This is a genomic window from Limimaricola sp. G21655-S1 (genome assembly GCF_027213785.1).
Taxonomy (GTDB): domain Bacteria; phylum Pseudomonadota; class Alphaproteobacteria; order Rhodobacterales; family Rhodobacteraceae; genus Limimaricola.
Genome location: NZ_JAPWGO010000241.1, coordinates 1 through 269, shown reverse-complemented (window position 1 = coordinate 269; position 269 = coordinate 1). Strand labels below are relative to the sequence as shown.

Below are 269 nucleotides of genomic sequence, written 5' to 3'. Positions count from 1 at the left end.
TACCTGTACCGGGAGTGCAAGAGTTTTGTGGTATTTCAGCATTTATTTCACAAACTTCGGAAATGGTAAAGCAATCACAAGATAGAGATTTAGAAGTACATAAACTTCTAAAAGAAGTATCTCAAGACTCTTTAAGTAAAACACTGGATGATGCAAGTAAGGCTGAAATTAAAAGACTCGCTGAGCTACTGAACAACGATTCGCTTAAAATGTATGAGTCATATAAAAGTGAGACTGATAAATGGATTGCTAGTAGCATGAAAAAATAC

The 269-nt window shown here is 34.6% G+C and carries 1 protein-coding gene; it reads left to right on the top strand.

Going from position 1 to position 269, the window contains the following annotated elements; all coding sequences use genetic code 11:
- Positions 1 to 269, top strand: a 269-nt coding sequence (locus tag O4G76_RS20615; protein ID WP_269398990.1) for a hypothetical protein, incomplete at both ends; no start/stop codon positions are given.